This is a genomic window from Neisseria sp. P0021.S007, assembly GCF_051956855.1.
This window is the reverse complement of the sequence record NZ_JBQCXA010000412.1, coordinates 1-753: the sequence shown is the minus strand read 5'-3', so window position 1 is coordinate 753 and position 753 is coordinate 1. Positions and strand designations below refer to the sequence as shown.

At 48.7% G+C, this 753-nt stretch carries 2 protein-coding genes; both read left to right on the top strand.

Annotation, left to right across the window (positions count from 1 at the left end):
• A partial coding sequence (locus ACTHUR_RS13705) for a helix-turn-helix domain-containing protein (protein WP_440399082.1) occupies nt 1-167 on the top strand: 167 nt, incomplete at its 5' end.
• Nucleotides 168-347: 180 nt separating this feature from the next.
• On the top strand, nt 348-753 hold a 406-nt coding region (locus ACTHUR_RS13700), incomplete at its 3' end, for a DMT family transporter (RefSeq protein WP_440399081.1).

The following is a 753-nucleotide window of genomic DNA, read 5'->3' as shown; positions in this document are numbered from 1 at the left end:
GTACGGAACCTTGCGGCGTGTACGATATGGTGTTGCACCAAGTCGAAAAGCCGATGCTAATTTGCGTGATGGAACAATGCGGCGGCAACCAATCTAAAGCGGCGGCCATTTTGGGGTTAAACCGCAATACCCTGCGTAAAAAGCTGCAGCAGCATGGTTTGTTGTAATAGAGAGGAATAGGGTGCATTGCTGCCTACCTATCATGAAAGAGCCGGCCGGGTCATTCATCCATTAGTTGGATATTTTTGGATTTGTTGACACAATCAAAATAAAAACAGCTTGAAAAGGCTTCAGGCCGTCTGAAGACCAGAGAAGAAACGATTAATTTTTTTACCATGAGTTGAACCATGCTTTACCAAATACTCGCACTGTTAATCTGGGGCAGCTCGTTTATCGCTGCCAAATATTCCTACGAGATGCTCGATCCGACGCTGATGGTTGAGGCGCGATTGTTGATTGCCGCATTGATGGTGCTGCCGTCGTGCCGCCGTCATTTGGGCAGGATTCCGCGGAGCGAATGGAAGCCGTTGTTGTGGATTTCCTTTGTCAACTACGTTGTCGTTTTGATGCTCCAGTTTATCGGTTTGAAATATACATCCGCTGCCAGCGCGATTACCATGGTGGGGTTGGAGCCTTTGCTGGTGGTCTTTGTCGGTCATTTCTTCTTCAACGACAAAGCCAAACTTTACCACTGGATTTGCGGCGCGGTGGCGTTTGCATGCGTGGGCATGATGGTAATGGGCGGTGCAGAAG